The 21,671-nt window shown below is 61.4% G+C and carries 20 protein-coding genes and 2 tRNA genes; 13 read left to right on the forward strand and 9 right to left on the reverse strand.

What is annotated here, in order from left to right:
* From M3P88_RS02695 to M3P88_RS02710, 4 genes are all read left to right on the forward strand, one after another.
* On the forward strand, nt 1–342 hold the full coding sequence (locus M3P88_RS02695; RefSeq protein WP_249614511.1) for a flagellar biosynthesis protein FlgJ: 342 nt from the start codon (nt 1–3) through the stop codon (nt 340–342).
* 84 nt (nt 343–426) lie between these two features.
* Nucleotides 427–1,794, forward strand: coding sequence for a flagellar hook-associated protein FlgK (flgK, locus tag M3P88_RS02700; RefSeq protein WP_249614512.1), 1,368 nt, complete (start codon nt 427–429; stop codon nt 1,792–1,794).
* A gap of 10 nt (nt 1,795–1,804) precedes the next feature.
* The gene (gene flgL, locus M3P88_RS02705; protein WP_249614513.1) at nt 1,805–2,701 is read left to right on the forward strand and encodes a flagellar hook-associated protein FlgL; all 897 of its coding nucleotides are present in this window, start codon (nt 1,805–1,807) and stop codon (nt 2,699–2,701) included.
* Between the two features lie 8 nt (nt 2,702–2,709).
* Entirely contained in the window at nt 2,710–3,741 is a 1,032-nt protein-coding gene (locus M3P88_RS02710) for a hypothetical protein (protein WP_249614514.1), read from the forward strand.
* Between the two features lie 33 nt (nt 3,742–3,774).
* On the opposite strand, the gene lolA is transcribed toward M3P88_RS02710, so the two are convergent.
* Entirely contained in the window at nt 3,775–4,377 is a 603-nt protein-coding gene (gene lolA, locus M3P88_RS02715; RefSeq protein ID WP_249614515.1) for an outer membrane lipoprotein periplasmic chaperone LolA, read from the reverse strand.
* The gene (locus M3P88_RS02720) at nt 4,377–5,969 is read right to left on the reverse strand and encodes an NAD+ synthase (protein ID WP_249614516.1); all 1,593 of its coding nucleotides are present in this window, start codon (nt 5,967–5,969) and stop codon (nt 4,377–4,379) included. The genes lolA and M3P88_RS02720 overlap by 1 nt, the downstream gene beginning before the upstream one ends.
* A 200-nt stretch (nt 5,970–6,169) precedes the next feature.
* Between M3P88_RS02720 and M3P88_RS02725 the strand changes: the two genes are divergently transcribed.
* From M3P88_RS02725 to M3P88_RS02735, 3 genes are all read left to right on the forward strand, one after another.
* Nucleotides 6,170–6,260, forward strand: a tRNA-Ser gene (locus M3P88_RS02725).
* A gap of 39 nt (nt 6,261–6,299) precedes the next feature.
* A tRNA-Asn gene (locus tag M3P88_RS02730) sits at nt 6,300–6,375 on the forward strand.
* 146 nt (nt 6,376–6,521) lie between these two features.
* Nucleotides 6,522–7,391: a tyrosine-type recombinase/integrase gene (locus tag M3P88_RS02735; RefSeq protein ID WP_249614517.1), complete on the forward strand. Its 870-nt coding sequence runs from the start codon at nt 6,522–6,524 to the stop codon at nt 7,389–7,391.
* A 172-nt stretch (nt 7,392–7,563) separates the two neighbouring features.
* Here M3P88_RS02735 and M3P88_RS02740 read toward each other — a convergent pair whose 3' ends face one another.
* Nucleotides 7,564–8,529, reverse strand: a complete 966-nt coding sequence (locus M3P88_RS02740; protein WP_249614518.1) for an IS30 family transposase — start codon at nt 8,527–8,529, stop codon at nt 7,564–7,566.
* 166 nt (nt 8,530–8,695) lie between these two features.
* Between M3P88_RS02740 and M3P88_RS02745 the strand changes: the two genes are divergently transcribed.
* On the forward strand, nt 8,696–10,846 hold the full coding sequence (locus M3P88_RS02745) for an SEC-C metal-binding domain-containing protein (protein ID WP_249614519.1): 2,151 nt from the start codon (nt 8,696–8,698) through the stop codon (nt 10,844–10,846).
* A gap of 139 nt (nt 10,847–10,985) precedes the next feature.
* Nucleotides 10,986–11,432 carry a hypothetical protein gene (locus tag M3P88_RS02750; RefSeq protein WP_249614520.1) on the forward strand — a complete coding sequence of 149 codons (447 nt, stop codon included), beginning with the start codon at nt 10,986–10,988 and terminating at the stop codon, nt 11,430–11,432.
* A 376-nt stretch (nt 11,433–11,808) separates the two neighbouring features.
* Here M3P88_RS02750 and M3P88_RS02755 read toward each other — a convergent pair whose 3' ends face one another.
* Nucleotides 11,809–12,351, reverse strand: a complete 543-nt coding sequence (locus tag M3P88_RS02755) for a lipocalin family protein (protein ID WP_249614521.1) — start codon at nt 12,349–12,351, stop codon at nt 11,809–11,811.
* Between the two features lie 466 nt (nt 12,352–12,817).
* Between M3P88_RS02755 and M3P88_RS02760 the strand changes: the two genes are divergently transcribed.
* The 3 genes from M3P88_RS02760 (at nt 12,818) to M3P88_RS02770 (ending at nt 15,238) form a co-directional block, all read left to right on the forward strand.
* Nucleotides 12,818–13,315, forward strand: a complete 498-nt coding sequence (locus M3P88_RS02760) for a lactoylglutathione lyase family protein (RefSeq protein ID WP_249614522.1) — start codon at nt 12,818–12,820, stop codon at nt 13,313–13,315.
* A 92-nt stretch (nt 13,316–13,407) separates the two neighbouring features.
* Nucleotides 13,408–14,214, forward strand: a complete 807-nt coding sequence (dkgB, locus tag M3P88_RS02765) for a 2,5-didehydrogluconate reductase DkgB (RefSeq protein WP_249614523.1) — start codon at nt 13,408–13,410, stop codon at nt 14,212–14,214.
* Between the two features lie 13 nt (nt 14,215–14,227).
* On the forward strand, nt 14,228–15,238 hold the full coding sequence (locus tag M3P88_RS02770) for a zinc-binding dehydrogenase (RefSeq protein ID WP_249614524.1): 1,011 nt from the start codon (nt 14,228–14,230) through the stop codon (nt 15,236–15,238).
* A gap of 18 nt (nt 15,239–15,256) precedes the next feature.
* On the opposite strand, the gene M3P88_RS02775 is transcribed toward M3P88_RS02770, so the two are convergent.
* The gene (locus M3P88_RS02775; protein WP_249614525.1) at nt 15,257–16,159 is read right to left on the reverse strand and encodes a LysR family transcriptional regulator; all 903 of its coding nucleotides are present in this window, start codon (nt 16,157–16,159) and stop codon (nt 15,257–15,259) included.
* 455 nt (nt 16,160–16,614) lie between these two features.
* On the opposite strand from M3P88_RS02775, the gene M3P88_RS02780 reads away from it, so the two are divergent.
* On the forward strand, nt 16,615–17,895 hold the full coding sequence (locus tag M3P88_RS02780; RefSeq protein ID WP_249614526.1) for a ferredoxin reductase family protein: 1,281 nt from the start codon (nt 16,615–16,617) through the stop codon (nt 17,893–17,895).
* Between the two features lie 78 nt (nt 17,896–17,973).
* On the opposite strand, the gene M3P88_RS02785 is transcribed toward M3P88_RS02780, so the two are convergent.
* From M3P88_RS02785 to M3P88_RS02800, 4 genes are read right to left on the reverse strand one after another with little or no spacing between them, the layout of a single operon-like run.
* Nucleotides 17,974–19,164 carry a DegT/DnrJ/EryC1/StrS family aminotransferase gene (locus M3P88_RS02785; protein ID WP_249614527.1) on the reverse strand — a complete coding sequence of 397 codons (1,191 nt, stop codon included), beginning with the start codon at nt 19,162–19,164 and terminating at the stop codon, nt 17,974–17,976.
* An 18-nt stretch (nt 19,165–19,182) separates the two neighbouring features.
* Nucleotides 19,183–19,932, reverse strand: a complete 750-nt coding sequence (locus M3P88_RS02790; RefSeq protein ID WP_249614528.1) for an SDR family NAD(P)-dependent oxidoreductase — start codon at nt 19,930–19,932, stop codon at nt 19,183–19,185.
* Nucleotides 19,929–20,972 carry a ketopantoate reductase family protein gene (locus M3P88_RS02795; protein WP_249614529.1) on the reverse strand — a complete coding sequence of 348 codons (1,044 nt, stop codon included), beginning with the start codon at nt 20,970–20,972 and terminating at the stop codon, nt 19,929–19,931. The genes M3P88_RS02790 and M3P88_RS02795 overlap by 4 nt, the downstream gene beginning before the upstream one ends.
* The gene (locus M3P88_RS02800; RefSeq protein WP_249614530.1) at nt 20,963–21,664 is read right to left on the reverse strand and encodes a creatininase family protein; all 702 of its coding nucleotides are present in this window, start codon (nt 21,662–21,664) and stop codon (nt 20,963–20,965) included. Before M3P88_RS02800 ends, M3P88_RS02795 begins: the two co-directional genes overlap by 10 nt.
* Nucleotides 21,665–21,671 lie beyond the last annotated feature (7 nt).

Here is a 21,671-nt window from a genome sequence, read left to right on the forward strand (position 1 = left end):
ATGCTTAAAACGCAGATGCAGAGCGCTCTCCCGCTTGCGAGCGAAGTCGTGGCCGATACGTCACCTGCCGTAGCCGATGCAGCATGGCAGCAAAAAGCGGCACAAGCGGCCGAAGCGTTCGAGGCGGTATTCGTGCGCGAAATGTTCAAAGACATGGATAAGGGCACGCAGGCGATTGCCGGCGAACAAGGTTTGTTCAACAAGGGTAGCGGCAGTGAGTTGTCCGGCATTGCGCAGATGGCGGTGGCCGACCAGATCGCCCGCTCGCGTGCTTTTGGTGTGGCAGATGCCATTTTGCGTCAGTTAACGCCGGCTTCTGCGGGGCCAGCGCTTAAGAATTAACCCCTTCTGGTCGCTCTTGATGGGCAGGGCGTGGCATCTGCGGCCCGGTTTGCCATGACAGCTATCCGATAACGAGTTCATATTATGCGCATGACCAGCAATGCGCTGTCCGGTGCCAGTGCGGCCCAGGCTGCGCTGAATACCATCAGCCAGAATATTTCCAACGTGATGACCCCTGGTTATTCGCGTCAGGGCGTGGTGTTGTCGCCGCTGGCCGCCGCTAGCGGCGATCGCCTGAGCGCCGGCTCCGGCGTGGATGTGCTTGCCATTCGCCGTTACAGCGACACCTATAAAAACCTGCAGATGTGGCAGGCGCAATCACAACAGGGCCAGCTCGCGGCTTCACGCGAGTATTTTCAACAGTTAGAGCAAGTCATGGGCAGTAGCGGCACCAGTTTGTCGGCCGGGCTGGACAAGTTCTATGCCGCGCTGAATGCCGCCAGTGTCGAGCCGGCATCCCTGCCTTTGCGCCAGCAGGTCATTAGCGAGGCCGATGCACTGGTGCGCCGCAGCGACAACCTTAACCGGGTGTTTGCCGTACAGCTGGCATCGGTGGGCGAGCAGCGCGCGGCCGTGGTTGGTCAGATCAATGTGCTGTCGCAGCAAGTGGCACAGTTAAATCAGAAAGTGGCCGCAGCCGAGGCGATGAACAGCAATGTGGCCGGCTTGCTGGATGAGCGTGACCGCCGGATCGATGCCCTGGCTGAGTTGGTTGATGTGCGGGTAAGTACGCTGGGAGATGGCAGCAAGAGCATTAGCTTGCCCGGGGGTGCGCCTTTGGTGGTGGGCGATACGGCGGCAGCCTTATCGGTCGAGGCGCAGCAAAATGGTTCCCAGCTCTTGACCTTGCAGTTTGCCAATGAGCGTTTTGTGCTGAGTGATGAGCGCGTCGGTGGCACGCTGGGCGGGTTGGGCGACTATGAAAAAAATGTATTGCGCCCGCAGCTGGCGGCTGTCCAAAGCCTGATGGGGCAGCTGGCGACCCGGACCAACGAAGTGCTGGCCGGCGGTTTTGATTTGCAGGGTCAGGCCGGCAAGCCGTTATTTATGATCGGCGCGTCTGATGGTGCGGTCAGGCTGGCGCCGCTGACGGCGGAGGCGCTGGCTTTTTCCTCTCTTGCGGGCTCGCCGGCCAATAGCGGCAATCTGAATGCGCTGATTGCCATTCGTGAAGAAAAGGTGGATGTCGCAACGCTGGGTAGGGTGAGTTTTGGTGATGCCTATGCACAGCTGGTCGGACAGCTAGCCATTGCCAGCCAGCAGAATAAAGCTTCGCTGGGGACTGCTACCGCGGTGCGTGCCGAGGCTGAGAGTGCATGGAAATCGACCAGCGGCGTGAATAGCGACGAAGAGGCGGTCAACCTGATCGAGTTCCAGAAAATGTATCAGGCGAATATGAAGGTGATCGCCGTGGCCGGTGAGCTGTTCGACAGCACCCTGGCCATTTTGTAAGGAGTTGAAGATGCGTATCGCCAGCACCCAGTACCACAGCGCCATGAATGCCGTGCTACAGGACAATAACGCCAAATTGGCGGCACTTGGCCAGCAGATGTCATCGGGCAATCGCCTGAATGTGCCTTCCGATGACCCGATCGCCAGCGTGCGCCTGCTGCGTCTGCAGCGCGAGGAGGCGGCGATCGACCAGTATCGCTCCAATATCACGGCGCTTAGTACGCGCTTGTCGCTGAACGAGGCGCATCTGGACAGTATCAGCAACGACATGATGCAGATGCGCGACTTGCTGGTGTGGGCGGCCGATGGCAGTAATACCGCGGCCGATCTGCGCGCCATGGGCGCCTCGCTTAAAAGCCTGCGCGACAGTCTGGTGTTTTCCGCCAATATCCGTGATCAGGAAGGGCGTTATCTTTTTTCCGGTACCGCCAATGACAAGCCTGCCATTCAGCGTGATGCCACGACCGGTGTGTATGGTTTTGCCGGCAATGAGGACACGATCTCGGTGGTTGTGGGGCATGGCGTCAGTCAGGTGTCGAATGCCACGCTAGCGCAATTGCCCGGCATGCTTAACCAGCTGGACGCGCTGATTGTGAAGCTGGATGATCCGGCCTTGACCGCGACAGCGGTGGGCGATGATGTGCGCCAAACCTTGGGTGTGCTGGACAGCGCACACCAGATGATAGGCAGCAAGATTGCCGAGCAGGGCGGGGCGCAGAATATTATCAAAATGATGGCCGACAATCACAGCAACGTCAGTCTTGCCAACCAGAAAAGCGCAATCGATATTGGCCGGCTCGACTATGCAGAGGCCTTTATCAGTATGAATGCCTACACCCTTGCCCTGCAGGCAAGCCAGAAGGCCTATGGCAAGGTGAGCCAGCTGACCTTGTTTAATGCGATCTGAGGACGGATATGCGCCCCTTGTTGACGACACTGGATACGCCCGCACTTGGCAAGAAAGGCCGCCTGGCCGAGCCCGTGGTCGCGGCTGCGCGCACAGGATCGCTAGCCGCTGCTAGCGACACGGAAAACCGCAGCCAGCGCGAATCGGCGGTGTCGGGCTGGCGTTATAGTACGCAGCTGAACCAGCAATTGACGAGCGCCCAGCAGTCGCTGGATTTCGTCGATCAGCTATTGCGGCGTCTGGAGCTGCTCAAGTCCGATCTGGGACGCGAGCTGGGCAGCCGGCGCATTGAGAAAGAGCCCCTGCAGGCCAGAGCCGATGAAGTCGGGGCACAATGGGCGCAGCGTGAGGCCAAAACGGATGGCACGCTGGACGGGCAGCTGCATTTTCAGGTGACCGGGCAAGTGCGCCAGCGTTTTTCGCTGCGCGGCATGGATTTGTCTGCGCTGACCCAGGGCAAGGCGGAAACGCTGGTGCTGATCGGGCCGGAGCGCGGCGTACCGCCTGCGGTGGTTGCCGTTGGTGAAGGGGTCGACGAGAAAACCCTGCTGCAACGCTTTAACCGCGCGCTGGGCGGCATGGGGGTGCGCGCCGAGGTGGACGATGGCGGGGCGCTGGCATTCAGCGTCGAGGAGACCGCGCTCGCGCGGCTGCGCGAGGGCTTGATGGTGCGTGGCGAAGGCGTGCGCTTTCCGGCCGGCTCGCCACAGCGCGTGCGTCTGGAAACCGAGTCCGGCCCGTTTCAGCTGCCTTGGCAGCTGGATGATCACGCGGGTGTCCGCCAGAGTTTGCAGCGCGTCGTCAGCATCATTGCGCAAGTGCAGCAGTCGCGCGCTGCGATCTTAAGCGCGATTGCCGAGGCCGAACACTCGATTTCCCGTCTGGTGAGCATGGACGAGCAAAGCTGGGCGCAGGGTTTTGTCGCGGATTTCAATGCCAGGCTCAACCAGCGTGATGCCTATCAGGGCTATTACGAAATTCTGCCGGCGCTGTCCGGCGTCAGCCGGTATCGCGTGTTGTCCCTGCTGTCCCTGCGCTGATGGCGGCAAGCACGGCCTGCCGCCATGGCGGGTTTACTCGCTCAGCACATCCACCCCTTTAGGCGGGGTGAAGTTGAAGTTTCCGGCTGGAATGGCCGGATTTTTTTTGACCGCGACAAAGCGGATCAGCGTGGTATTGCCGAAGCTGTCGCTTAGGCGCATCTCTTGCAGGGTATTGCCGGAGAAGCCCATTTTCAGCGACTGGAAGGTATTGTCGGCTTGGCGCGGGGTGGCGCTCAGCCATTCCAGGCCGCCTTCCTTGCCCGCTTCTTTCAGCGTGTAGTTGCGCTCGATGGCATTGCTGCCGGCCAAGAGTGCCGCCGGGCTGGAGCCTAGCGCGCTGTCCAGCGGCTTGCTGGTCACCTGCGCCAATTCCTTGTCGTAAATCCACAGCCGCTTGCCATCGCCGACAATCACCTGCTCGAACGGTTTGGCGTAGCTCCAGCGAAACTTGCCCGGGCGCGAGATTTCCAGCGTGCCGTGAGCCTGTTCGCGGTGGCTTTGGTTAGTCACGGTCTGCTCGAATTGGGCCGACACCGTTTGCGTGCCGGCGACAAAGGCCTTGAGCTGGGCGATGGCGGCAGCATGAACCGGCAGCGCCAGACTGGCCAGAAGCGGAATAAACAGGATTTTCATTAGCTGAACCGGTTGGTGATCGGGTAGCGCCAGTCCTTGCCGAAAGCGCGGCGCGTAATGCGTGGCCCTACCGGCGCCTGGCGGCGTTTGTATTCATTGATTTTCAGCAAGCGTACCACGCGCAGCACATCGGCTTCGGCGTAGCCGTCGGCGATAATCTCGGCCGCCGACAGATTGCCCTCCACATAGCGCTGCATAATCGCGTCCAGCACATCGTAAGGCGGCAGGCTGTCCTGGTCGGTCTGGTCGGGACGCAGTTCGGCCGACGGTGCCCGGGTGATGATGCGCTCGGGAATGACCGCGCCTTGCAGGTTGCGCCACTGGCACAACTGGTAAACCAGCGTTTTGGCCACATCCTTCAGCACGGCAAAGCCGCCGGCCATATCGCCATAGAGCGTGCAGTAGCCGGTAGTCATTTCCGACTTGTTGCCGGTGGTCAGCACCAGCTTGCCGCCCTTATTGGACAACGCCATCAAGAGCGTGCCGCGTATGCGTGCCTGCAGGTTTTCTTCGGTGGCATCCAGCGCCAGGCCGGCGAAAGAGGGCGCCAGCGCCTCGCTAAAACGCTCGTACATCGGCCAGATGGCGATCTCGTCATACTTCACGCCCAGACGCGCCACCATATCGCGCGAGTCGGTCAGCGAAATGTCCGCCGTATAGCGGCTAGGCATCATCACTGCATGTACCTTGTCCGCCCCCAGTGCGTCCACCGCGATGGCCAGCGTCAAGGCCGAATCCACCCCGCCGGACAGGCCAAGCAGGGCGCCAGGGAAGCCGTTCTTGCCGATGTAGTCGCGTACGCCGGTTACCAGCGCCTGATAGACGCTGGCGGTCGCATCCGGCAGCGCGGCATGGCGGCTGCTGACAAAGTCGCCGTCGAGATAGTCGATCAGCAGCAATTCGTCGCAATAGGCGGCGGCTTGTGCGCAGACTTCGCCGTCGCGATCCAGCGCAAACGAAGCGCCATCAAATACCAGCTCATCCTGCCCGCCGTTCAGGTTGACATAAGCCAGCGGCAGGCCGGTTTCCTGCACGCGGTAGCGCGCCATCTCCTGGCGCGCCGCCACCTTGTTGCGGTGAAAAGGCGAGGCATTGAGTACCAGCAGGGCCTCGGCGCCGGCATCCTGTGCTTCGGCGGCCGGTTCGACCGACCATACATCCTCGCAAATCAATACGCCCAGCTTGACGCCGTTTTGCTCGAATACCAGGGGCGCCGCGCCGGGGGTGAAGTAGCGGCACTCATCAAAGACTTCATCATTAGGCAACAGCATCTTGTGATACTGGCCGAGACGATTGCCGTCGCGCAGCACGGTGGCGGCATTGAATGTCTCGTTGCCCAGCCTGACCGGGTGGCCGATCACCAGTGTAATGCCGTCCAGCTCCAGCAGTTCGTCCATGCCCTGAGCGCAGGCGCGGTAAAAATGGTCGCGCAACAGCAAGTCTTCCGGGCTATAGCCGGTCAGCGCCAACTCGGGCGTGACCAGTACATCGGCACCGGCGGCGATGGCCTGTCGGGCGAAGTCCAGAATTTTTTGGGTATTGCCGGCAATGTCGCCGACAACCGGGTTGAACTGGGCAAGGGCTATGCGCATGACGAAGTGGGCAGCGTAGTCTGTGGAAAGGGCGATTTTACCCGATAGCGCGCCGCTGTTGCGTTTGCTGACGGCCGCTTAACGCTGTTGTGCATTTATTTTGAAATTTTTCTAAAAAACGGCTTGCGCAAACCAATCACCGTCTATACAATGCGCAGCCTCTGCTAACGAAACGCAACGCGAATCACTAGCAGAGAACTGGAGAGGTGGATGAGTGGTTGAAGTCGCACGCCTGGAAAGCGTGTTCAGGATAATATCCTGACGGGGGTTCGAATCCCCCTCTCTCCGCCAGTTTACTGATAAGCGCATCGCGATTATCTAAAAGTTTGTTCCCTGATAGCTCAGTTGGTAGAGCGACGGACTGTTAATCCGCAGGTCGCAGGTTCGAGCCCTGCTCGGGGAGCCAATATTCAAAAGGACCTAGCCATTTTTGGCTAGGTCCTTTTTGCGTTTTGCCCCAATTTTGCCCCAATGCGTGGGCAAACGGCCTTCCGAGCAGGCGGTATAAAACCGGTTCCTACTCATGACTCCAACACAATTATGGAGTCGGACATGGCAACTATTCGCAAACACGGAGCAGGCTGGGAGGCGCGTGTCCGCCGCAAAGGCCACCCCCACATTTCCAAACACTTTCCCCGCAAGGATCAGGCAGTCCGCTGGGCGCAGCAGGTTGAAGCCGAGATGGAGCGTGGGCCCTATGCCTCACTATCCCGACCTGTACTCTCCGTACATCAGGCGCTGACGCGCTATGCGGAAGAAGTCTGCAGCAAGAAAAAAGGCGCTCGCCAGGAGATCAGCCGGATCAAGCGACTGCAAGCAGAGCCGTTTTCCACGCTTGATATCATTGAACTTCGGGGATTCGACCTTGCTCGATTCCGCGACCGCCTACTGCAGGATGGGCTCGCCGCTAATACTGTACGGCTGCACCTTGCTTTGCTCAGTCACATGTATAACGTGGCACGCAAGGAGTGGGGCTACGAGCGTCTCAGCAACCCCTGCGACGATATCAGTAAGCCCAAGCAGGGCGCTCCCCGTGAGCGTCGCTTCGAAGGGGATGAGCTGCAACGTATCCTCGATGAAACCGACTCCGAAATGTTGCAGGCCATCCTGCAACTGGCGATAGAAACCGGCATGCTCCGTGGTGAGCTGTGTACCTTGCACTGGTTGGATTACAAGCCGGCGATTCCGGCACTCAAGATCCAGATGTCGAAGAACGGCAGCTCGCGCGTTGTACCGTTGTCGCCGCGTGCAGTTGAATTGCTCGAAGCCTTACCGCGTAGTGGTGAGCTTATTTTCGATGTCGAGCCGGACTCGATCACGCGTGCTTTCCGCCGTGCTTGCGACCGCCTCGGTATTGAAGATTTGCGCTTTCACGACACGCGGCACGAGTTCTCCCAACAACACTGTGTTGCGTATGCCTAATAAGCATTGACTGACAAGGTTTTCTAGCAATACGCATCATTTCCCACGTTGCGTAAAGGTGTGGCATTCAGCAATTAGCTGAGATTGGCACTCTAACCGTGATTGGCATTTACGCCAGATTTCCCGAAAACAAGGCGGATTCAAAAAGTAAGTGCAACGCCCTGCAAGCCAGTCAATTCAAGGGCTTGCCCCCGTTGAAGACCTTGGCTGGCGAATGCCAGCCAAGCCTCTTTCTCGGTCGATGATTCAACTTCCGCTCGACCTCGTCCAGCTCCGCTTGCGTCACTTTCGTAAAATCGGTCTTCCCTTTCGGGAAGTATTGCCGCACCAGCCCGTTCAAATGCTCGTTGCAGCCCCGCTGCCAGAAACTGTACGGGTCGGCGAAGAAGCAGTCTGCCTGCAGTTGGCGAGCCACCTCCTGATGACCGGCAAACTCCTTGCCGTTGTCGAAGGTGATCGTCAGCACACGGTTCCGGTACGGACGTAGCGCTTCCACGATCGCCGCCGTGACGGTCTTGGCCTCCCGCGTCGGCACCCTGACCAGCTTGGAGAACCCACTGGCCCGTTCGACCAGACTGACCACTGCACCACGATGCCCGGTGCCGATGATGGTGTCGGCCTCCCAGTCGCCGATTCGACGACGATCAGCAACCTCGCTCGGGCGGTCGTGGATAGAGCGCCGCCCAGACAACTGACCACGGCGATCGGGCCGGCCGTAGCGCTTCTTGCGCACCTTCTGGCAACGCAAGAAGCGGTAAAGCGTGCCGCCGGCCGCCTTGGCACGCAGGATGCGCTGGTACAGCCATTCATGGCTGACTGCCAGTGCGGGATCCTGGCTGCAGACGCCGCTAATCTGCGCCGGGCTCCAGCCTTCCTGCAGCAAAGGCACGCCGAACTCGTCGAACAGACGGTGCCACGGTTGCCGTGACCGACCTTTGGCGCGAAGGCGCTTGCGGTAGGTGCGCTGCGCTTCTGATGCCCTGTAGCGGCCGGAGGCTGAGCGATTACGCCGCAGTTCGCGGCTGATGACGCTCTTGCAGCGGCCGACACGCTGCCCGATGGCGGTCGGCCCGTATCCTTCACTCGCCAACAGTTGAATCTGGTATCGTTCACCTTCGGTGAGGTGGTGGTAAGACATTCTCCGTACTCCAGGCTGGCCGGCCAAAAGTCGGGGAAATTACCTCATCTCACCGCCCTTCGCCCAACACCATTCCTGCTGCACTTACTCGCTGAATCCGCCAACTTTACTGGAGGCGGCTAGCGAGACAAACGCACAGCCGATTGCAAACTTGAAAGGAGGGACTATGGATAAGCCGCGGGAGGAATCCCAGATTCTGGAGGACCTAGCCACTCTAGCCGCGTCGCCCGGATACGCTCATGCGGTTGCACACATTTGCCATCGCGACAACGTCATCCACATCAAGGGCAAGCTGAAGCCGTCCGACATGGGCCGTTTGTTCAGCAGCGAACGCCTCATTCGGACGGAATTGACGACGCTGATTGGCCTGATGGCGAAGAAGCCATTGGACCTTTCTCTGCAGCCGACTGATGTGGTCGAGGACTACGTAAAGTGTACAGATGCCCTTCTGCGGGAACTGCACGACGCGATGTCTTACCCCATGTTCGCGGCCATGTTCGAGGCGGTGATAACGGGCGCAGAGCCGCCGGACCCGTGGTGCGGCCCGGGGATGCGAGAGCCCATCTTCTATGGCACCGAGTCGGCCTACGCCTTCCAATACAGGGACCTCGTACCCGAGAAGTACGGGGCCGATGATGACTGGATGCTCAAGACTAAAGGCTTCACCTCAGGCCAGGCGAGGTCCATCGCAAAGACGATGTGCGCTTTGATGGACGAAAAGGGGACGCGACTCTTAGCGAATGCCCGAGCGGCGAAGGCTCCACCTGCAACTTTTCTGCCCGCATTCGAGTTCTCGCTGGATGAGGTGGCGCTTCGCAGCGGTGTTGCGCAGGACGTGGTTGAAGCGTTCTTCCGCGCGTTCCTCTTTGTGGGTGACAACGCATCATTCAAAGAGGTGGGGGACTTCAACGAGGTCGCCGCTTGGCCTCTGCTTCCGACCGACCGTGGGACAGTTCTGCTCTTTTCACACTACGCCATTTACGAAGCTCTGTACGAATCTCCGTTTTTCTGGATGTGGGACGAAAAGCCTTACCGGCCGACGGCAGCCAAGCATCGCGGTGCCTTCACCGAGCAGTTCGCTGCGCGCCGACTGGCCGGAGTCTTCGGACGCGAGCACGTCCATACGAATGTGAACTTGCATCGTGGCAAGGAAGTCGTGGGTGAGGCCGATGTTCTGGTCATCTACGGGGACAGACTCATCATCGTGCAGGCGAAGGCTAAGAAGCTGACCATAGCCGCACGCAAGGGGAACGACAACAAGTTGAAGGAGGACTTCGCTGCCGCTATCCAAGACTCCTACGACCAGGGCTGGATGTGCGCCAACGAGATGCTCGCCCGCGGATGCCGGCTGGTGGACGACGATGGGAACGAAGTCAAGCTTCCACCGAGTATCAAAGAGGTCTTCTTGTTCAGCCTCGTATCGGAACACTATCCTGCACTTGCCTTTCAGGCGAGCCAGTCGCTGAGATTTCAGACCACCGATGTCATACGGCCCCCGTTCGTGATGGACGTTTTCCTTCTCGACACGCTGACCGAGATGTTGACGACGCCTCTGCGGCTTCTGAGCTACGTGAAATTGCGTGTAGCCGTCGCGGACAAACTTATGAGCGGACACGAGCTGACCGTGCTCGGATACCACCTGAGGCAGAACCTCTGGCTGGATGAGAAGTACGATAGAGTCATGCTCGAGGACTCCATCGCGCAAGACCTGGACGCGGCAATGATGGTCCGTAGGGACAACCAGCCTGGCGACGATACGCCGGTGGGCATCCTCACGAAAATGCGCGGAACTCGCTACGAGAGCCTCATCAAAGAGATAGAGGCGAGGTCCGACCCAGCAACTCTTGAACTCGGGTTCCACCTGCTTTCGATGAACGAAGATTCGTGCAATAACGTCCATCGCGTACTCGAGACCATCACGCGGAAAACACAGCGCGACGGGAAGCGACACGACGTGACGCTCGCGACGAGCACACAACCGGGCGGGGTGAGCTTCCATTGCAATCCAACGATGTCTTCCGAAGCGATTGACGTGCTGGAAGCCCACTGCGTCAAACGCAAGTACCTGCAACGTGCGAGGCAGTGGTTTGGGGTCTCCGTGAACCCAGATGGGCAAGTCCAGTTCGGTGTCACGTTAGACTTTCCGTGGGAGCCCTCGGAGGAGATGGAGCGGCTAACCGAAAACATGAAGCCGGCCGCTCAGGTTCTCGATGTCCTTACTCAAAACACACAAGGAGTCAGCCGCATAAAACTCGGGAGGAACGAGCCGTGCCACTGTGGCAGCGGACGCAAGTACAAGAAGTGCTGCTTGAACTAGGCAAGGGCGCTAGGCGTGGCGCACGCCGTGGCCTACTTGTGGCATGAGCCGATGACTCGGCCAGTGGTTCATCCCATTTTGCTTCTGCTCCTACGTAGCAACGACGAGCGAGTGCTAACCGCGTTGTCTGCGATCATTCATGAATGATGGGTTCGCTGCGGATGCCGAGACCAGAGAGTTGTTGGATGCCTTAGTGGCCTACCCCAGCGTGTTGAAGAACAGGCGAGTTGAGCTCCTGCCTGAAATGCTGGTCAAGCTGGTAGCGTCCGAACCGGCTCGTGTCTGCCAAGTGGTCCATGCACTACTCGACGCGGCTGGCGATCAGATGGGCAACATCGCGACATCCTGGTACTTGAGCACCGAATGGTTGCTGGACATAGCGCTGCAACTGCAAGACATGGGGCCGGACGAGCGTGTGGCCGGATCAGTTCTTTTCGAGCGCATGCTCGAGTACAACATGCCTCAGGCTAGAGAAATGACGCTGGATTTGGACAAGAGAACGCCGGTCGTAAGTAGCCCGCATGCTCCACGTCGGCGTAGGTCGCAAGTGAGGAATACAATTCGAAATAGGGGAGTTAAATCATAAATGGCATGTCCGGAACTCAGTGTAAACCAGCCGCACAATAGCCATACGACGATTGACAGCTATGGCCGAACAGGAGACGGTGCTCATGAGCTTAGACTTCAAGCATCGACACGATGATTCCGACAGCAAGCTTGCCCCAATTTGCTCCTCGCGCTAGTCTGATGCTTGCGTTAGGCTCGTATTGCTTGCGGGCTGTTGCGCGTATAAGTTTTTCATTTGCAAGACAACCTTTTTAGTCAATTAGTTGGGTAAATTCTGAATGCCCTGCTAATCCGCAGGTCGCAGGTTCGAGCCCTGCTCGGGGAGCCACACATTAAAGCCTCAGCTGTTATACAGCTGGGGCTTTTTTGCGTTTAGACCTTTTCTAGGCGGTCACTCAAGCATCCGGTCGCGTCTGCGCCACCCAGATCAGCTGGTCGGTCGCAAATCCCAGCGCGGCCGCTTTTGATAGCAGCGCGGCTTTTACTTGGGGTGGCAGCGTCTTGTCGCGCGACAGGATCCACAGATAGTCGCGGTTATTGCCGGCCACCAGCGCCCACTGGTAGTGAGCATCCAGCGCCACCACGTGATAGCCGGCGTAGAACGGGCCGAAAAAAGAGACCTTGAGCGAAGCGGTGCTTGGCGCACCGTTAAAGAGTGCCCGCCCGATGGCCTTTTTCCAGCGTGCGGCACTCGGGTCGTAGCCACGATTCAGTACACGCAGCGAGCCGTCCGGTTCGCGTGTATACACCGCACTCACGTCGGTTAACCCGCGCTCGAAGCGATGGTCAAGCCGAGCGATCTCATACCATTTTCCGCTGTAGCGTGCCGGCTCGAATCCAGTCACCGCTGTGATGCCCGGTGGCGGCAGTGTCGAGCATGCGCTTAGCGCCAGAACGCACGCTGCCGGCAAGTACATGCGTAGCGAAGTGAAGCCCATCCGTGTCTCCCGTGATAGCCGTTGTCGGTTCTGGCGATCAGTTTGCCGCACTCGCCTCTGGCTTGTCATGGTGCTGGCCAAGTGGCGGCGTCATCAACACGCCACCGACCTTGGGCTGCCTGAAGTGCTCCGGCGCTATGTTTTCTGTCTGCATGGCAGCGAGCAAGGCCTGAATGCGCTGCCCGTCATCCGTTGCGGGGGTATCGTAGCCGTTACCTTAACCGACTCGGGGCAAGTGCCGGGCTTGGTAGTGAGCCGCCATTTGACGAAATCCCAGACCCTCTCCGGCATCGGTGCCTTCGGGTTCTCGAACTGTTGGCCATCGAAGTGGGGGCTTGCCGGGTTTCGTTTCCCATGCCTTATTTGCATTAGAATATTTTATTGAAGCCATAAGCTAAAGTCTGTTTAGCTTATGTTGCTGGCTCGCTAGAATGGCCGCTTCCAAATATACCTGGCAGGAAACAGCATGAGCTACCCGCGCAACTTCAGCCATATCGGCATTACCGTCACTGATCTGGACGCCGCCGTCAAGTTCTACACCGAAGTGATGGGCTGGTACCTGATCATGCCGCCGACCACCATCACCGAGGACGACTCGGCCATCGGCGTAATGTGCAACGACGTGTTCGGCCCGGGCTGGGGCTCGTTCCGTATCGCCCACCTGTCGACTGGCGACAAGATCGGTGTCGAACTGTTTGAGTTCCCCAACAGCGAGCGCCGCGAGGACAACTTCGAATTCTGGAAGACCGGCGTGTTCCACTTCAGCGTGCAGGACCCGGACGTCGAAGGCCTGGCCGCCAGGATCGTCGCCGCCGGCGGCAAGCAGCGCATGCCGGTGCGCGAGTATTTCCCGGGCGAGAAGCCGTACCGCATGGTCTATATGGAAGACCCGTTCGGCAACATCGTCGAGATCTACAGCCACAGCTACGAGCTGACCTACTCGGCCGGCGCCTATCAGGGCTAAAACAAGATATAACCGACCCGCCAGCCGCCTCGGCGACAAGCCACAGGCCGCTGGCCGGCGTCCTTTGCCACGCAACTCAACAAGGGTTTCAGATGAGCATTCCAGCGATCGGAGTCGGCACCTTCCGCCTCAAGGGGCAAACAGTCATCGATTCGGTGACGCAGGCGTTGTCTCTGGGTTACCGCGCGATCGACACCGCGCAAATCTACGGCAACGAGGCGGACATCGGGCAGGCGATCAAGGCATCCGGGCTCTCGCCCGACGCGCTGTTCATCACCAGCAAGGTCTGGGTCGAGAGCATGGCGCCGGGCCAGTTGCAGGCGAGCTTGCGCGAGAGCGCGGACAAGCTGGGCGTCGACCGGCTGGACCTCGCGCTGATCCACTGGCCGGCGCCGAACAACCCGGCCAGGCTGGAAGACAGCGTGGAAGCGCTGGCTGACGCGCAGGCGCAGGGGCTGACCCGGCTGATCGGTGTGTCCAACTTCAATATCGCCGACACCACGCGCGCGTTGTCGGTGGTCGGCCCAGCAGGCCTCGCCACTAACCAGATTGAGCTGAGCCCGTATGTACAGAGCCCGCGTCTGGTGCGCTTCTTGCAAAGCCAGGGCGTGCATATCACCTCCTACATGACCCTCGCCTACGGGCAGGTGATGCAGGATGCGGTGTTGCAAGGCGTCGCCGCCAAGCACGGTGCCAACGTCGCGCAGGTCTCCCTGGCCTGGGCCATGCAGCAGGGCTTCTCGGTGATCCCCTCATCCACCCGCGCAGCCAACCTGCAAAGCAACCTGGCCGCCTGCGAGCTGGTACTGGACGACTCGGACATGGCCGCCATCGCCCGCCTCAACCGTCAGGCAAGGCTGGCCACCCCGCCCGAGATTTCTTCCGCGTGGGATGACTGAAAGGATGCCCGCCATGACGGACCCCACCATGCAGGCCTTCGTGCTGCCCCGCGCTGAAGAGAACTTCGCGCTGCAGGCCGCCACGCTACCGCGCCCAACGCCCGCTGCGGGTGAAATACGGCTGCGCGTCGCCGCCGCAGCGCTCAACCCGGTCGACGCCAAGCTGTGCGTGGGTGGCCACCCGGCCTGGCGTTGGCCGCATGTGCCCGGCGTCGACGCCGCCGGCGTGATCGACGCGGTCGGCGACGGGGTGGACGCCATCTGGCTGGGCCGGCGAGTCATCGCGCACACCGCGCTCGCCCGCCCCGGCACCTTTGCCCAGTGGGTGGTGACGCCGGCACATGCCGTGAGCGTGGTACCTGACGAAATCGACCTTGTCACCGCGGCCAGTCTGCCCTGCGCGGCACTGACCGCGTGGCAGGCGCTGTCGCGCCGACTGCGCCTGCAGGCAGGGCAGACCTTTCTGATCGAGGCGGCTGCCGGCGGCGTCGGTGGCTTTGCCGTACAGATGGTCAAGGCACTGGGCGCGCGCGTGATCGCCACCGCGTCGTTCCGCAACGCAGATTACGTCGCCTCACTCGGCGCCGACGCAGTGATCGACTATCAAAACGAAGACGTGGCCGCGCGGGTGCGCGAACTGACGCAAGGCGCTGGCGTTGACGCGGTACTGGACGGTATCGGTGGCGAGACCGCGCATCGCGACCTACAGCTGATGAAATTCGGCGGGCAGTTTGCCAGCCTGCTGGGCTTGCCCGATACGGCTGGCATTGATCTCTTTGCGTGTGCGCCAGGCATCCACATGATCGCACTGGGCGGTGCGTGGAGCAGCGGCGACCTTGCCGCCCAGCAGGACCTCGCGCGGATGGGCGACGAGGTGCTGGCGATGTTGCGGCAGGGTAGAATTGCTCCGCTGCCAATCGAAGTCATCCCGTCGAACGCCGCGCAACTGAGCGCCGCCTTGCATCGGCAACTGGCCGGGAGGGTACGCGGCAAGCAGGTGCTGGCCTTAGACAGCCTGCATTGAAGCTGTCATAGCACCTGCCTACTTCACGCCCGCTTGCATGGCCGCCAGATGCGCGCGCATCGCCTCCAGCGCGTGCGCCGCGGCCGCGCTAAGCGGCCACTCGCGCCGCGTGACCAGCCATAGCGTGTCGACCACCGGCGGGTCTTGTTCGGCCACATAAAGCTCGGACGGGCGGCTAAAGGCGCTGAGGGCGAACTGCGGCAGCACGGTAAAGCCGAGGCCGCGGGCGACCGGCTCGAGGATCAGGCCGATCTGGTTGACGAAGCCGCGCTCGGGGAGCGTCGACACCCGCTGCCCCGGGTAGCAGCGCCCCAACAGCCGCGCGGCCATGTCGGCGCCGTCCGGGTGGCCGATCATGCCCAGATGCATCAGCGCATCCCAGTCGGGCTGGGGGTGACCGGCCGGCAATACCAGGCGCAGCGCCTCGTCAACGAATTCGCTCGCCTGTAGCCGCTCATCCTCCGGCGGGCGTGTGGAGAGGCCGAATTCGATTTTCCCGTCCAGCAGCAGGGCGGCAATCTGTGCGCTGGGGGCGAAGCGGTGACTGATTTGCAGATCAAGGTGGCGCGCCTGCAAGTCGAGCAGGCAAGGGTAGAGCGCGAGCCCGATGCTGCCGGGCGTTGCCAGCGATACCGCGCCGCGCGTCGGGTCATCGTCGGCGAGGCGCGCGTGCAGGCGGGCGGTCGCCGCTGCCACCTCCTCGGCATATTCGAACAGCAGCCGCCCCTGTGGCGTCAGCTCGATCTGGCGGCGCTCGCGCAGCAGTACCCGGCCGTAGTCGTCTTCCAGATGGCGGATATGCTGGCTGACCGCCGCCTGCGTAATATCCAGCGCTTCGGCCGCGCGCGTGAAGCTGCCGCTTGCCACCACGGCCAGCAAAGAGCGCAGCCACAAGGGGTTGATCAACGCGAATTCCGCCACTTACTTTTCCTCTCGCTTATCAACGCATAGCCGCGGCAGGTTATCCCGGTGCACGCGGTAGGCGTGACTTCCCGCTGCACATGGTTGCCGGGTCTGCATCAAGCCCCGAGCCTACAACACTTGAGCCAACCGCAGAGCCATTTGTCTGCCCTGGCGACAGCAAAGTTTTCCGGCTTCGATCAAGGCTAGCCTGTGAGCCCCCATGATGGCATTGCCAATGGGGGCTGTCGCAACCTTCATTGCGCGGTTTCGCACACTGTTACACCGAATGCCTGATTTGAAGCGTCAGCAGCCGCCAGTCAAGGGCCGGGGGCATCGTGGCTGGCATCCTGTTAAGAATTGTTTCCGCATGGCATAAGCGCAACAAGCGGTAACAAAGCGGATGGCGGCACAAGGCCGATTGGTCTTGGTGCCGTGTTGTAATGGACGCATCCCGCAATACACGGAGTGCGATGATGAAAAAAAGTCCCTTAGGCCTGATTCTGCTGGCCTCAACCCTGATTTATGGCGTATGCAGCGTTTGGATTCATGGCTGGCCTGACAATTACTGGGCCTGGCGCAGCCAGTTGCGCTTGCTTAGCGGCATAGTGCTGATGGCGGTGATGGCCGGTGCCATGTTGCTGGCGATGCGTCCGCTATGGCTGGAGCGTGCGTTGGGCGGTCTGGACAAGCTGTATGCGCAGCATAAGCGTTTCGGCATTGCCGCCGGTGTGCTGCTGGGGGCGCACTGGCTGATCGAGTTGTCGCCGCGTCTGTTTGTTGCGATGCAGTGGGTCGAGCCCAAGCTGCGCCGTGCGGGCGGGGGCGGCGCCCGTGATCCGCTGGTCAGCCTGGCCAAGGATATGGGCGAGTGGGCGGGATGGGCGATGCTGGCCATGGTGCTGTTTGCGCTGTTGCGCGCTTTGCCTTACCGCATCTGGCGTCCTTCGCACAAATTGTTCGGGGTGCTGACCCTGGCCGGTGTTTTTCACGGCCTGATGCTGGCGGACAAGGCGTTATGGCTGACGCCGGCCGGGCTGCTGCTTGGTGCAGTGTTGCTGCTTTGCACGCTCAGCGCCTTATGGTCGTTGTTTGGCCGTATTGGCCATTCGCGCCGTTACTCCGGTCAGGTCACTGCCATCCGGCCTTTGCCCGGCCGGCAACTGGAAGTGCTGTGCACGGTGCGTGACTGGCCCGGTCATCAGGCCGGCCAGTTTGCGCTACTGAGTTTTGCGCGCAAGGAAGGCGCGCATCCCTTCACCATTGCCAGCGCCGCACGCAAAGGGGGCGAGCTGCGCTTTATCATCAAGGCGCTGGGCGACTACACCGCCACACTGGCGGATACGCTCAAGCCTGGCGCGCCGGTTGAGGTCGAGGGGCCGTATGGCGGCTTCCATCACGGCGCGAATGCGCACGAGGCTTGGGTTGCCGGCGGTATCGGCGTCACTCCTTTTCTGGCCTGGCTGGAGGCGCGTGCTTTGCAAGGCGGGGCCGGCACCGTCGATTTTTACTACTGCGTGCGCAATGCGGCCGAAGCGGCCGGGCTGGCGGAGATTCGCGCGGCCTGTGCCGCTTCCGGGGTGCGCTTACACCTGATTGAAAGCGAGCAAGGGATGCGGCTGGATGCGTCCATGCTGCCCGAGGTCGATGATGTCTGGTTCTGCGGTCCGGCCAGTCTCGGTACGGCACTGGCGCAGCAATTATCTGCGCGCGAGCAGGCACCGGTCTTTCATCACGAGGCTTTTAGCATGCGTTAAAGCCGGGTAACAGGATGCCCGGTCCGGCAAGTGGCATCCTGTTGCAGCGCTATCGCCTGCCATGGCGCATCGCAGTGTTTACGCGCCGGCGTAGCGGTGACCGGCCGGCAGCAGGGTGGGAAGGTTCAATACGCGCGCGCAGGCATCCATGCCCTGCGGGCAATGCGCCTGAACCGAGGGCTGCGGATGGGCCGGCGTGGTAAACCATACGCCGACCTCGACGCCCAACTCGCGCGCCAGCGCATGTGGCTGCGCTTTGAGTGCAGCATCGCGCCAGACTGGAAAACGCAGCCAGACCGGCTCCGAACCGGGCACGACAGCGGCCGTGGCATACGCTGCGCGCTGTGCCCATGCCTGCCAGCGTGCAGCCTGCTGGCGCCGCGCGGCCAGAATGGTGTCCAGCCGGTCAAACTGGCTATGCGCCAGTCTGGCGATGGCCGATGGCATCCGCTCTTCGTAGCGGGAAAAATGGATGCCGCGAAACTCTTCCGGCCACATCTGCGGCATCAAGGTGGCGGCAAAATGCTCGCGTGCCCATGCCGCCTTGGCCGGATCGTTGGCCACGCGCACCCAGTAGTCATGCTCGACGCTGTCCAGTTGCGACAAGGTGTGTTCGCTTGCCGGCAGCGGTGCTTGCGCGGCCAGCGCCTGCAAGCGCGCGCCAGCCGTTGCACCATGCGCCACCGCCATGCCGCCATGGATGGTGGTGATGATTTTGCTGCGCTCAAAGCTGAATACGGCAGCGTCGCCAAAGGTGCCCAGCTTCTGCCCCTGATAGCGCGCGCCCAGCGCATGGGCGCAATCTTCGATAATCAGCAAGCCGCGCGATCGCGCGAGCGCCAGCAAGGCCTCGAAATCGCGTCCGACCAGACCGAAGCTGTGCTGGATCATGATCGCCCGCGTCTGCGTGGTGATGGCGCGTTCAACCGCCGCCACATCCAGCCCGAAACCGACGGTTTCGATATCGGCGTATTGCGGCTGCGTACCGGCAAAGCGCAGGGCATTGACCACGCACTGGCAGGTAAAGGCCGGAATAATCACGCCGTCGCCCGCCCCCAAACCCAGTGCCCGCGTCACCGCCAGGAGTGCGGCGCGCCCGCCGATAAAGGCACGCGCCGTACCGCGCCCCAGCCAGGCTTCGAATCGAGCATCCCAATGCCCGGTTTCGTGCGCGCCGCTTAGCAGCGCCGGCTCATGCCGGGCATGGCGGGCGATCTCCAGTTCACGCGCGCTCAGCGTGGCAGAAAGCAAGGGGGCTAGCTGCTCCATGGACGTATCCTTTCGCTGTTATTTGCCACCGTCGACCGACAGCACCTGACCGTTGATCCAGCTGGCGTAATCCGAGGCAAAGAACAGCACGGCGTGGGCAATATCGTCCGGCCGGCCGGGGCGGCGCATGGCGATATTGTCCATTAGCCGCTGCTGTCCCGCTTCGCCCATCGCCTGCCACTGGCGTTCGGTGGCCGGGTTGGAGCGGATAAAGCCGGGCGCGATGCTGTTGACGGTGATGCCGAAAGGGCCCAGCTCATGCCCGAGCTGGCGGGCAAGGCCGATTTCGGCCGCTTTGGCCGAGGCATAGGCCTGGATACCGGTCAGGCTGATCCCAAGGCCGGCCCCGCTGGAAATCAGGATGATGCGGCCGCGGCCCTTGGCTTTCATGCCCGGTGCCACGGCTTGTGCACACCAGAACGCCCCGTCGGTATTGACCGCATAGATGCTGCGCCAGTCCTCTTCACTGATCTCTTCCAGTGGCCGGCCCGCCTGGCCACACACGCCGCCTGCACTATGGACCAGTATATCGACCGTGCCGATGCTTTCGAGCATGGCCTGCACGGCGGTGCGGCGGGTGATGTCGAGCACCTGTGCCTCGCAGCGCCCGCCACAGGCGGCAACGGTTTCTTGCAGTGTCTGAGCGTCGATGTCGCAGGCGACAACCCGCGCGCCCAGGGCAGCGAACTGGCAGGCGATTTCGCGCCCTATGCCTTGGGCGGCGCCGGTCACCAGCACGGTCTGGCCAGTAAAATCATACTGCATCATGCGCTTTCTCCTTGTGGCAGGGCGGCAGCGACGCGCTCGAGCAAGGCCAGTCCCAGCGGCGTGCCGTTTTCTGCGGCATGAATGGCATCGACCAGCGCCAGCGTCAGCGGCGTAGGCACGCCATGGCGCGCACCGATGGTGGCAATGGGCGCGATAATTTCGTCGACCTCGGTCTTGCGCTTGTGCACGGTCAGATCGCGCCAGATGCCGGCGTGCAGTTTGACCGACTTGCGGTTGTGTGCGGCTTGCGCATCCAGCGAGGCCAGACCTTCGGCTTGCGTGGCTTCGGGCGCGAAGGCTGCCGGATCAAAGCCGTCAAAGCCCTCCAGCCGGACTCCGTGGGCGCGGGCCACGCGGCATACTTCGCGTGCCAGTTCGACCAGAAGCGGACGGTAGCGCGGGTTTTCCAGCAAGGGGTAGATGCCCTCGTTGGTGGTGGCGCTGGCAAACAAAATGGCGCCGTAAACCAGCTTGCCCCACAGATAGCCGTGGATGTTGCCGGTCAGCACGGCCGCTGGATTGAACTGGCTGAACAGCGCATGGATGGCGCGGGCACGGGCGGTCAGATGACCGTCGATTTCACCGACGACCGTCGCGCCCCAGCCGCCGAACATCACTTCGCCCGGCACCATCAGATCGGCCCCGAAATTGACGAAGCAGCCGAAGGTGCGCTCATCGCCGAGCACCTCGGCGATCACCCGTTCATTCAACCCGTTTTGTACGCTGACCACCACGCCGTCTTCGGCCAGATGTGGCTGGATCTGGCGGCAGGCCGCGCGGGTATGCACCGCCTTGGTTGCCAGCAGTACCAGCGGGTAGCGGCCGCTGACTTCCCCGGGCAGGCAGACATCGACATCGAAGCGCTGCTGCAGGATGGGGCCGCTGATATGCAAACCCGCGTCGCGCAAGGCGGCGACATGGGTCGGGTTGGCGTCGACAAAGCGCACGGCATGGCCGGCATGCAGCAAATAGGCCCCCAGCGTCGCGCCCATGGCGCCGGCACCCCAGATCAGAATGGGGGTGTCTTGCTTCATCGCCATGGCCCTTCGATGATCGCGCGCGTCTCCTCGACCGCAATCGCCCACATCTTCAGCACCTCTTCATCCGGGCGCTGATAGGCCCCGCCGAAGTTGCCGTCACCGATGTATTCGCGCGCAAGTGCAGGGTTCAGCACCGCGTAGTGCGCGAAATCGATCAGCGGCTTGACGCCGGCGGGCGGGTTCGCGCCGGCGACACGGGTAAACGGCAGGTTTTCCATCCATGAGGCATGCGAGCTTTGCGGATCGGTTTCCCTGACACAGGCCAGCGTCCTGGGGGCGTTCCACCAGTTGTGGAATTTCACCTGCACCTCGGGGTTGGCCGCCATCCATTCGGTCGCCAGGCCCGCTGCCGGCGAATTGCCGCCGTGGCCGTTGACGATCACGATACGGCGAAAGCCCTGCTGGGCCAGGCTGTCCAGCAGGTCGCGCACCAGCGCGAGGTAGGTGGCGAGCTTCAGCGTGACCGTGCCGGGAAAGGCGGAAAAATAGGGGGCAATGCCGTAATTCACCACCGGAAACACCGGGATGCCCAGCGGCTCGGCCGCATCCAGCGCCACCTGTTCGGCCAGGAGCGCATCGGTGGCCAGGCTCAGATAGGCGTGCTGCTCGATACTGCCCAAGGGCAAGATGCAACGGTCGTCGTTTTGCAGATAGCTTTCTACCTGCATCCAGTTCATGTCGGCAATCTTCATCTTCTGT

The sequence above is a fragment of the Craterilacuibacter sp. RT1T genome (assembly GCF_023502145.1).
Classification (GTDB): domain Bacteria; phylum Pseudomonadota; class Gammaproteobacteria; order Burkholderiales; family Chromobacteriaceae; genus Craterilacuibacter.

Excerpts from the sequence above, each read along its gene's own strand:
- M3P88_RS02695 (WP_249614511.1), top strand. The coding sequence starts at position 1 with ATGCTTAAAACGCAGATGCAGAGCGCTCTCCCGCTTGCGAGCGAAGTC.
- flgK (WP_249614512.1), top strand. The coding sequence starts at position 427 with ATGCGCATGACCAGCAATGCGCTGTCCGGTGCCAGTGCGGCCCAGGCT.
- flgL (WP_249614513.1), top strand. The coding sequence starts at position 1,805 with ATGCGTATCGCCAGCACCCAGTACCACAGCGCCATGAATGCCGTGCTA.
- M3P88_RS02710 (WP_249614514.1), top strand. The coding sequence starts at position 2,710 with ATGCGCCCCTTGTTGACGACACTGGATACGCCCGCACTTGGCAAGAAA.
- lolA (WP_249614515.1), bottom strand. The coding sequence starts at position 4,377 with ATGAAAATCCTGTTTATTCCGCTTCTGGCCAGTCTGGCGCTGCCGGTT.
- M3P88_RS02720 (WP_249614516.1), bottom strand. The coding sequence starts at position 5,969 with ATGCGCATAGCCCTTGCCCAGTTCAACCCGGTTGTCGGCGACATTGCC.
- M3P88_RS02735 (WP_249614517.1), top strand. The coding sequence starts at position 6,522 with ATGGCAACTATTCGCAAACACGGAGCAGGCTGGGAGGCGCGTGTCCGC.
- M3P88_RS02740 (WP_249614518.1), bottom strand. The coding sequence starts at position 8,529 with ATGTCTTACCACCACCTCACCGAAGGTGAACGATACCAGATTCAACTG.
- M3P88_RS02745 (WP_249614519.1), top strand. The coding sequence starts at position 8,696 with ATGGATAAGCCGCGGGAGGAATCCCAGATTCTGGAGGACCTAGCCACT.
- M3P88_RS02750 (WP_249614520.1), top strand. The coding sequence starts at position 10,986 with ATGAATGATGGGTTCGCTGCGGATGCCGAGACCAGAGAGTTGTTGGAT.
- M3P88_RS02755 (WP_249614521.1), bottom strand. The coding sequence starts at position 12,351 with ATGGGCTTCACTTCGCTACGCATGTACTTGCCGGCAGCGTGCGTTCTG.
- M3P88_RS02760 (WP_249614522.1), top strand. The coding sequence starts at position 12,818 with ATGAGCTACCCGCGCAACTTCAGCCATATCGGCATTACCGTCACTGAT.
- dkgB (WP_249614523.1), top strand. The coding sequence starts at position 13,408 with ATGAGCATTCCAGCGATCGGAGTCGGCACCTTCCGCCTCAAGGGGCAA.
- M3P88_RS02770 (WP_249614524.1), top strand. The coding sequence starts at position 14,228 with ATGACGGACCCCACCATGCAGGCCTTCGTGCTGCCCCGCGCTGAAGAG.
- M3P88_RS02780 (WP_249614526.1), top strand. The coding sequence starts at position 16,615 with ATGAAAAAAAGTCCCTTAGGCCTGATTCTGCTGGCCTCAACCCTGATT.
- M3P88_RS02785 (WP_249614527.1), bottom strand. The coding sequence starts at position 19,164 with ATGGAGCAGCTAGCCCCCTTGCTTTCTGCCACGCTGAGCGCGCGTGAA.
- M3P88_RS02790 (WP_249614528.1), bottom strand. The coding sequence starts at position 19,932 with ATGATGCAGTATGATTTTACTGGCCAGACCGTGCTGGTGACCGGCGCC.
- M3P88_RS02795 (WP_249614529.1), bottom strand. The coding sequence starts at position 20,972 with ATGGCGATGAAGCAAGACACCCCCATTCTGATCTGGGGTGCCGGCGCC.
- M3P88_RS02800 (WP_249614530.1), bottom strand. The coding sequence starts at position 21,664 with ATGAAGATTGCCGACATGAACTGGATGCAGGTAGAAAGCTATCTGCAA.